This is a genomic window from Bradyrhizobium sp., assembly GCF_049581145.1.
Classification (GTDB): domain Bacteria; phylum Pseudomonadota; class Alphaproteobacteria; order Rhizobiales; family Xanthobacteraceae; genus Bradyrhizobium.
Map to the genome: position 1 here is coordinate 1 of NZ_JBAURI010000198.1, position 9,596 is coordinate 9,596.

Genomic DNA, 9,596 nt, shown 5'->3' on the forward strand with positions numbered 1-9,596 from the left:
CCTGGCGGGTGCGGGCGTTCACCGATCCCAAGGGGCAAGCGGTCGGCGAAACCACCTTCATGGTCGAGGATTACGTGCCGGAGCGGCTCGAATTCGACCTGACCTCCAAGGACACGCTGATCAAGGCGGATGCGCCCGTCGAGCTCAAGGTCGACGGCCATTTCCTCTACGGCGCGCCGGCCTCCAATCTCGCGCTCGAAGGCGACATGCTGGTCGCGCCCGCAGCCGAACGGCCGGGCTTTCCCGGCTACCAATTCGGTGTCGCCGATGAAGAGACCACCTCCAACGAGCGCACGCCGATCGAAGACCTTCCCGAGTCCGACGCCAATGGCAAGGCGACCTTCCCGGTCAGTATCGACAAGCCCCCGGCCTCGACACGGCCGCAGGAAGCCCAGATCTTCATCCGCATGGCCGAGACCGGCGGCCGCGCCGTCGAGCGCAAGCTGGTGCTGCCGGTCGCGCCAGCCGCTGCCGAGATCGGCGTCAAGCCGCGCTTCGGCACCAATAGCGTGGCCGAAGGCGACAAGGCGCAGTTCGACATCGTGTTCGTCTCGCCCGACGGCAAGACCTTGGCCCGGGACGGCCTGCATTACGAGCTGATGAAACTCGAATCCCGCTATCAATGGTATCGCGAGAATGCGGTGTGGGATTACGAGCCGGTCAAGTCGACCACCCGCGTCGCCGACGGCGATCTGACTGTTGCCGCCGACAAGCCGACCGAGATCACGCTGACGCCGCAGGCCGGGCGCTATCGCCTCGACGTCAAATCGAGCGAGCCCGACGGACCGATCACCTCGGTGCAGTTCGACGTCGGCTGGTATTCCGACGGCAGCGCCGACACGCCCGATCTGTTGGAGACGTCGATCGACCAGCCGCAATACCAGTCCGGAGACACCATGCTGGTGACCGTGAACGCGCGCACCGCGGGCAGGCTCACGGTCAATGTGCTCGGCGACCGGCTGTTGACCACCCAAAGCCTCGACGTCAAGCAGGGCGCGTCGCGGGTCAGGATCCCCGTCGGCAAGGATTGGGGCACCGGCGCCTACGTGATGGCGACCTTGCGCCGTCCGCTCGATGTCGCGGCCTCCCGGATGCCGGGCCGCGCGATCGGCCTGAAATGGTTCGGCATCGACAAGCAGGCCCGGACGCTGGCGGTGAATCTATCGCCGCAGGCCCTGGTGCGGCCGAACGCGACCCTCCAGATTCCCGTCAAACTCGGCGGGCTCAGTCCCGGCGAGGACGCCAAGGTGGTGGTGGCCGCCGTCGATGTCGGCATCCTCAACCTGACCAACTACAAGCCGCCGGCACCGGACGATTACTATCTCGGCCAGCGCCAGCTCACCGCGGAAATCCGCGATCTCTATGGCCAGTTGATCGACGGCATGCAGGGCACGCGCGGCCAGATCAGGTCCGGCGGCGACGCCGGCGGCGCGGAGCTGCAGGGCAGCCCGCCGACGCAAAAGCCGCTGGCGCTGTATTCGGGCATCGTCACGGTCGCGGCCGACGGTACCGCCGAGATCAGCTTCGAGATTCCGGATTTTGCCGGCACCGCGCGGGTGATGGCGGTGGCGTGGACCGCGACCAAGCTCGGCCGCGCCACCACCGATGTCACGATCCGCGATCCCGTGGTACTGACGGCCACCCTGCCGCGCTTCCTGCTCGATGGCGATCAGGGAACCATGAGCATGGATCTCGACAATGTCGAGGGCGCGCCGGGCGACTACGTCGTCAAGGTCAACGCTGCGGGGCCAGCGAAAGTCTCGGGCAACGCCGCGACCACGCTCAAACTGGCCGCGAAGCAGCGCTCCTCGATGACGCTTGGGCTCAAGGCGAGCGGGATCGGAACCACGGAGATCGATGTCGACATCAAGGGGCCGAACGGGCTGACATTGGCGCGGCATTACACGCTCGACGTCAAGCCGGCGACGCAGGTCCTGGCGCGCCGCTCGATCCGCATGCTGGCGAAAGGCGAGAGCCTGACCTTGTCCTCGGACATGTTCTCCGACCTGGTGCCGGGTACCGGCACGGTCTCGCTGTCGGCGGGCCTGTCGACCGCGCTCGATGCCGCTGCCATCCTGCAGGCGCTGGATCGCTATCCCTTCGGCTGCTCCGAGCAGATCACGAGCCGCGCCATGCCGCTGCTCTATCTCAACGAGCTCGCGGCCGGCGCCCATCTTGCCCCTGATACCGAGGTCGATCAGCGCATCAAGGATGCGATCGATCGGCTCTTGGCACGGCAGGGCTCGAACGGCTCGTTCGGCCTGTGGTCGGCGGGGGGCGACGATGCCTGGCTCGATGCCTATGTCACGGACTTCCTGACCCGCGCCCGCGAAAAGGGATTCGTGGTGCCGGACGTGCTGTTCAGGAATGCACTCGACCGCATCCGCAACGCGGTCGTGAACGCCAACGAGCCGGACAAGGACGGCGGACGTGATCTCGCCTACGGCCTCTACGTGCTCGCGCGCAATGGCGCGGCGCCAATCGGCGATCTGCGCTACCTCGCCGACACCAAGCTGAAGGATATCGCCACCCCGATCGCGAAATCGCAGCTGGCGGCTGCGCTGGCGCTGGTCGGCGACCGCAGCCGGGCGGAGCGGGTCTATGCCGCGGCGCTCGACAGCCTGTCGCCGAAACCCGTGCTGGAATTCGGCCGCATCGATTACGGCTCTGCGCTGCGCGATGCCGCCGCCCTGGTGTCGCTGGCCAGCGAAGGCAACGCGCCGCATGCGACGCTGACCCAGGCCGTGTTGCGGGTCGAAGCGGCGCGCGGTCTTTCGCCTTACACCTCCACGCAGGAAGACGCCTGGATGGTGCTTGCGGCCCGCGCGCTCGCCAAGGAGACGATGATGCTCGATCTCGACGGGCAGCCGATCAAGGCCGCGCTCTATCGCAACTACAAGGCCTCCGACCTGGCGGCCAAGCCTGTCACCATCACCAATACCGGCGACGCGCCGGTGCAGGCGGTGGTCTCGGTATCCGGTTCGCCGGTCACACCTGAGCCGGCGGCATCGAACGGTTTCAAGATCGAGCGCAATTACTTCACGCTCGACGGCAAGCCGGCCGATATCAGCAAGGCCCGGCAGAACGATCGCTTCGCGGTGGTGCTGAGGATCACCGAAGCGACGCCGGAATACGGACACATCATGGTGGCGGACTATCTGCCGGCCGGACTCGAGATCGACAATCCGCATCTGGTGTCGTCCGGCGACAGCGGCGCGCTGGACTGGATCGAGGACGGTGAGGAGCCGGTCAACACCGAGTTCCGTGACGACCGCTTCACCGCGGCGCTCGACCGTGCCACCGATTCCAAATCGGTGTTCACGGTCGCCTATGTGGTGCGGGCGGTGACGCCGGGCAAATACGTGCTGCCGCAGGCCTCTGTCGAGGACATGTACAATCCCTCGCGCTACGGCCGCACCGGCACCGGCAGCGTCGAGGTGCTGGCCGCGAAATGAGTATTCCGAAATGAGTGGAACGGCCCCTCCGCCGACTCCGTCGTCATGCCCGGGCTCGTCCCGGGCATCCACGATTTCGCCTGTCGACGACCAGAACGTGGATGGCCGGGACAAGCCGGGCCATGACGGCGTTCTGAAACGACGCGCCGTTCGCTTCGCCGCGGCCGCCTTCGCCGCCATCATCATCACCGGCGCATTCGCGGCCTGGGCGGTCTCGCTCGGACCTCTGCCTCTGTCCCAAGCCGGCCACGTCTCCACCACCGTCGTCGATCGCAACGGCAGATTGTTGCGCGCCTATGCGATGGCCGATGGCCGCTGGCGGTTGCCGGTCGATGCCAGAAAGGACGTCGACCCCGGCTATCTCGACCTGCTGTTGGCCTATGAGGATCAGCGCTTTCGCGCTCATGACGGCGTCGATCCCCTGGCGCTCGGGCGCGCCGCCTTCCAGCTGGTCACGCGCGGCCATATCGTGTCCGGCGGATCCACCATCACGATGCAACTCGCCCGGCTGCTCGAGCCGCGCCGACAGCGCTCGGTCCACGCCAAAATGCGCCAGATCGTGCGCGCGCTCGAGCTCGAGCGGCGGATGAGCAAGGACCAGATCCTCGATCTCTATCTGACGATGGCGCCCTATGGCGGCAATCTCGAAGGTATCCGCGCGGCATCCATTGCCTATTTCGGCAAGGAGCCGAAGCGGCTGTCGCTAGCCGAAGCAGCCCTGCTGGTGGCGCTGCCGCAATCGCCGGAAAGGCGCAGGCTCGATCGCTATCCGGACAACGCAAGAGCCGCGCGCGATCGCGTGCTGGACCGCATGGTCGAGGAGCATCGCATCTCTCAGGAAGACGCGACGCAGGCCAAGGCCATGCCGGTGCCGCGGATGCGCAAGCCGATCCCCATCCTGGCGCCGCATTCCGCCGATCAGGCCACAGCCAGCATGAAGGATGCGCCGCTCATCAGGCTGACGCTGGATTCGAGCCTGCAGAAGGTGCTCGAACCGCTCGCGCGGGACCGCGCGGTCGCGCTCGGTCCCAATATTTCGGTGGCGATCATCGTGGTCGACAATGCGAGCGGCGACGTGCTGGCGCGGGTCGGCTCCGCCGATTATTTCGACGATCGCCGGGCCGGCCAGGTCGACATGACCCGCGCTTTGCGCTCGCCGGGATCGACTCTGAAACCCTTCATCTATGGCCTCGCTTTCGAGGACGGCTTCGTTCAACCCGAAAGCCTGATCGAGGATCGGCCGATCCGCTTCGGCTCCTACGCGCCGGAAAATTTCGACCTGACCTTTCAGGGCACGGTGCCGGTGCGCAAGGCGCTGCAGCTGTCGCTGAACGTGCCGGCGATCGCGCTATTGGATCGTGTCGGCTCCAGCCGGCTGTCGTCGCGGCTCAGGCAGGCCGGCGCCAATCTGGCGCTGCCGCAGGATGAGGCGCCCGGGCTCGCGATGGGCCTCGGCGGCGTCGGCGTCACCTTGCAGGATCTGGTGATGCTCTATGCTGGTTTGCCGCGGCTCGGCACCACGCGGCCGTTGCGCGAGATCATCGGCGAGACGGATAACGGGCGCGAACCGCTGCGGCTGATGGATCCGGTCGCGGCCTGGCAGGTCGGCAACGTGCTGATGGGCACGCCGCCGCCGGAGAATGGCGTGCATGGCCGGATCGCATTCAAGACCGGCACCAGCTATGGCTACCGCGACGCCTGGTCGATCGGCTTCGATGGCCGCATGACCATTGGGGTCTGGGTCGGGCGCCCGGACGGTGCGCCGGTGCCGGGTCTGGTCGGCCGTGCCGCCGCCGCGCCAATCCTGTTCGATGCCTTCGCCCGCACCGGCAAGCTGCCGGTCGCGCTGCCGAGGCCGCCGAAAGGCGCGCTACTCGCAAGCAATGCGAAGCTGCCGTTGCCGCTGCGGCGCTTCCGGCCCCTGGGCGAATTGGTGCGAGCCGGCGGCGAGCAGGCGCTTCACATCCAGTTCCCACTCGACGGCTCGCGCATCGCGGTCGATCGCTCCGCCGGCGCGGAAGCTTCCGCCATGCCGGTCAAGGTGACCGGCGGGGTGCTGCCGATGACCATGCTGGTGAACGGGCTGTCGGTCGGTGAAATCGACGGCCGCCGGCAGCGCCTGATCGATCCGCCTGGGCCGGGCTTCGCGCGCCTGACCGTGATCGACGCCGCGGGGACCGCGGACACGGTTGTTGTCAGAATACAATAGTCAGTCCGAAAGCGCGCGACGCTTCGCCTTTGGTCGTCGTTTGCTCACGATCCCGCCTGAAAAGCACCCGAAAAGTGCCGCAAGGTCTTGGCGGTTCCGCTTCGAGCGGTTGTCGCCCGGATGGTTTCGGCGTATGCGGAACCAATGGCCGAGACCTATGCCCGCCCCCGATTTGGCGCACCGCGCGAGCCCAAAAACCTGGTGAATCCAGGGAACACGCTCGTCCGCGCCATCGATTTCGCCGCCGCCAGCCACGTCCGCGCCGCAGCCTTTCTGGTGCTGTGCGGATTGCTGTTGTTCCTGCCCGGCTTCTTTTCCATCCCGGTGATCGATCGCGACGAGGCAAGGTTCGCGCAGGCGACCAAGCAGATGGTGGAGAGCGGGGACTACGTCGACATCCGTTTTCAGGATGACGTGCGCTACAAGAAGCCGGTCGGCATCTACTGGATGCAGGCGGTCGCCGTCAAAACCGCGTCCGCGCTCGGACTGCCGGGGGCGGACCGCCGGATCTGGGTCTACCGCATGTCCTCGCTGATCGGGGCAATTGGCGCGGTCCTGTTGACCTACTGGGCGGCGCTGGCGTTCGTCACGCGGCGCGGGGCGGTGCTCGCCGCACTGTTGCTGTGCAGTTCGGTCTTGCTCAGCGCCGAAGCGCGGCTTGCCAAGACCGATGCGATGCTGCTTTTGACCGTGGTTGCGGCGATGGGCGCGCTGGCACGCATCTACATGTCCTGGCAGCGCGGCGAGGATCCAGCCCATCCGCCCTGGCGCTGGCCCATCATCTTCTGGACCGCGCTCGCGGGCGGTATCCTGCTCAAGGGACCCCTGATCCTGATGTTCGCGGGGCTCTCGATCGTGACGCTGGCGATCCTCGATCGCGGCGCATCATGGCTGTGGCGGCTGCGGCCGGTCTGGGGCCTGATGTGGATGCTGGTGCTGGTGCTGCCATGGTTCGTCGCTATCTACTGGCGCGCCGGCGACGCCTTCTTCGCCGATTCCATCGGCGGTGACATGTTGAGCAAGCTCGCCGCACAGGAATCCCATGGCGCGCCGCCCGGGCTTTACCTGGCCTTGTTCTTCATCACGTTCTGGCCGGGCGCGCCGCTTGCGGCCATGGCGGTGCCGGCGGTATGGCGGGCGCGGCGGGAGCCCGGCGCGCAATTTCTTCTGTCCTGGCTGGTGCCGTCCTGGGTCGTGTTCGAACTGGTGCTGACCAAGCTGCCGCATTATGTGCTGCCGCTGTATCCCGCGATCGCCATTCTGACCATCGGCGCGCTGGAACGAAGAGTGTTGTCGCGCTCCTGGCTGGCGCGCGGCTCGGCCTGGTGGTTTGCGATCCCGGCGCTGGCCTCGATCATCGCCGTGATCGGGGCGATCACGCTGACGCGGCAGCCGGTGTTCGTGGCATGGCCGTTCGTGGCGGCGGCATTGATCTTCGGCCTGTTCGGTTGGCTGCTCTACGAGGACAACCGCGCCGAGCGTTCGCTGTTGAACGGCGTTGTGGCGGCGATGTTCCTGGCGTTCGCGATCTTTGGCGTGGTGACGCCGGCGCTGACGCCGTTGTTTCCGAGTGCCGAGATCGCACACGCCTTGCGCAACGTGGTATGCAAGGGACCGAAAGCGGCGGCTTCCGGCTTTCAGGAGCCGAGCCTTGTCTTCATGACCAATACCGCGACCTTGCTGACAGATGGCTCCGGCGCGGCGGATTTCCTCAGCCAGGGCAGTTGCCGCTTCGCACTGGTCGAGCAGCGCACCGAGCGCGCCTTCGCCCAGCGCGCCGAGGCCATCGGGCTGCGCTACAACGTCGCCACCCGGATCGATGGCTACAACATCTCGCAGGGCAGGCCGATCTCGATCGCCATCTTCCGTTCCGAAGGAACGGAGTGAGATGCCCACTTCATCAGTTGCGGTCGAATCCCAAGGCTACGTTCCGCAAAGTCTGGCGCTGATCGGCGGCTCCGCCGGCGTGTTGCTGCGGCCGCCCTCGGCGCCGCGGCGCGTGGAGGCGGCCGGCAGGCTAAAGCGGCAAACGCTGTGGCTGACGGTGATCGGCGCGGTCGTGGTCGCCGCGCTGATGGCAGGCTTCGACGCCACCGAAATCGGTCTGATGCCGCCACGCGGGACGCCGGGCCTCTGGCCGGTCCGCATCATCACCGATTTCGGCAAGGACGGCTATGTGCTGGAGGCGCTCGCGGCCATCCTGATCGCGATTGCCCTGATCGGTCCAGCGTTGCGGGGAGCGCCGCGCCGGCGGCTGCTGCGGTTCGGCACACAGACGCAGTATCTGTTCCTCGCCGTTCTGCTGCCGGTCCTGGTCGCCGAGATCGTCAAATGGGTGGTGGGCCGCGGCCGGCCGTTCGTCGGTGGCAAGGCCAACGTGTTCAACTTCATGCCGTTCAACGGCACCGAGGCCCATTTCAGTTTTCCGTCCGCGCATGCGGTCACGAGCTTCGCGCTCGCCTTCGCCATCGCCGCGCTCTGGCCGCGGACCCGGATTGCCGTCGCGATCTATGCGCTTCTGATCGGCGGCAGCCGGCTCTTGCTGTTGGCGCATCATCCGAGCGATGTGGTCGCCGGCGCCCTGATCGGCGTGATCGGTGCGATGGTGGTGCGGCATTGGTTTGCGGTCCGCCGTCTCGGCTTCGCCATTCATGACGATGGCAAAATTGTCCCGAGATAGGCCGGTTTAAAGGGTTGCCCGGGGCTCTCTCTCCCCATAAAAGCGGACGCCGCAAGCGCCGGGGCGGGCTGCATCCTGCCGCCAACGACCCCGGCCAACGCACAGGATGAGCTCTGATTTGTCTTCTACCGGTAACGCCGTGGCGGTCTCGATCGTGGTTCCCGTGCGCAACGAGGCGGACAACATTGCGCCATTGATCGACGAAATCGCCATCACGCTCGACGGCCGCTGGCCCTATGAAATCATCTATGTCAACGACGGCTCGACGGATGCGACCGCCGATCGGCTCGCCTTCATCATGAAGCAGCGCGCCAATCTGCGCCAGCTCAAGCATGCGACGTCATCCGGCCAGTCGGCGGCGGTGCGCAGCGGCGTCCGCGCCGCGCGCGGCGCCATCGTGGCGACGCTCGACGGCGACGGGCAGAACAACCCGGCGTTCCTGCCGGATCTGATCACGGCGCTCGAAAGCGGCGGCGACCACACAGGTCTTGCCGCCGGCCAGCGGGTCGGGCGCAAGGATACCGGCTTCAAGAAATTGCAGTCGCGCGCCGCCAACGCGATCCGCAATGCGATCCTGCACGACGGCACCCGCGATACCGGCTGCGGGCTGAAGGCGTTCCGGCGCGAGGTGTTTCTGATGATGCCCTATTTCGACGGGCTGCATCGTTTTCTTCCCGCGCTGATGCGTCGGGAAGGCTACGAGATCGCCTATGTCGACGTGGTCGACCGACCCAGGCGGTCGGGCGTGTCGAACTACGGCTTCTTCGATCGGCTCTGGATCGGCATCATGGATCTGGCGGGGGTCTGGTGGCTGATCCGCCGCAAGAAGCCTGCGCCCGTGGTGACCGAGGTGACGTCTCATGACTGACCTGATCAGCTACCTGCACGACGTTTTCGTCACCAAGTTCGACGCCTGGGTGGTGCTCGGATTCGTGGCGCAGGGGTTTTTCACCATGCGCTTCGTGGTGCAGTGGATCGCCTCCGAGCGCGCCCGCGCCAGCGTCATTCCGGTGGCGTTCTGGTTCTTCTCGCTTGGCGGCGGCCTGTTGCTGTTGATCTACGCGCTGTATCGCAAGGACCCGGTGTTCATCGCGGGCCAGGCGCTCGGCCTGATCGTCTATGTCCGCAATCTCTATTTCATCCTGATCACCAAACGGCCGGTGGCTGGCCGGTAGCGTGCAGCACGCAAATGCGGGCGGTCACGCCGGGCCGGCTTCTGCGTTGAAGGCTGTCGTCGCGGCATGGGTTGAGC

The 9,596-nt window shown here is 66.5% G+C and carries 6 protein-coding genes; all 6 read left to right on the forward strand.

The features are described 5' to 3' along the window. A partial coding sequence (locus WCB02_RS06570; protein WP_423957027.1) for an alpha-2-macroglobulin family protein occupies positions 1-3,455 on the forward strand: 3,455 nt, incomplete at its 5' end. Between the two features lie 10 nt (positions 3,456-3,465). After that, positions 3,466-5,664, forward strand: a complete 2,199-nt coding sequence (pbpC, locus tag WCB02_RS06575) for a penicillin-binding protein 1C (protein WP_423957028.1) — start codon at positions 3,466-3,468, stop codon at positions 5,662-5,664. Between the two features lie 144 nt (positions 5,665-5,808). Beyond that, positions 5,809-7,551, forward strand: a complete 1,743-nt coding sequence (locus WCB02_RS06580) for an ArnT family glycosyltransferase (protein ID WP_423957029.1) — start codon at positions 5,809-5,811, stop codon at positions 7,549-7,551. A gap of 1 nt (position 7,552) precedes the next feature. Then, positions 7,553-8,344 (forward strand): phosphatase PAP2 family protein, encoded by a 792-nt coding sequence (locus WCB02_RS06585; protein ID WP_423957030.1) that lies wholly within the window; start codon positions 7,553-7,555, stop codon positions 8,342-8,344. A 106-nt stretch (positions 8,345-8,450) separates the two neighbouring features. Next, positions 8,451-9,212, forward strand: coding sequence for a glycosyltransferase family 2 protein (locus WCB02_RS06590; protein ID WP_423957031.1), 762 nt, complete (start codon positions 8,451-8,453; stop codon positions 9,210-9,212). Beyond that, positions 9,205-9,519: a lipid-A-disaccharide synthase N-terminal domain-containing protein gene (locus WCB02_RS06595; RefSeq protein ID WP_423957032.1), complete on the forward strand. Its 315-nt coding sequence runs from the start codon at positions 9,205-9,207 to the stop codon at positions 9,517-9,519. Before WCB02_RS06590 ends, WCB02_RS06595 begins: the two co-directional genes overlap by 8 nt. Positions 9,520-9,596 lie beyond the last annotated feature (77 nt).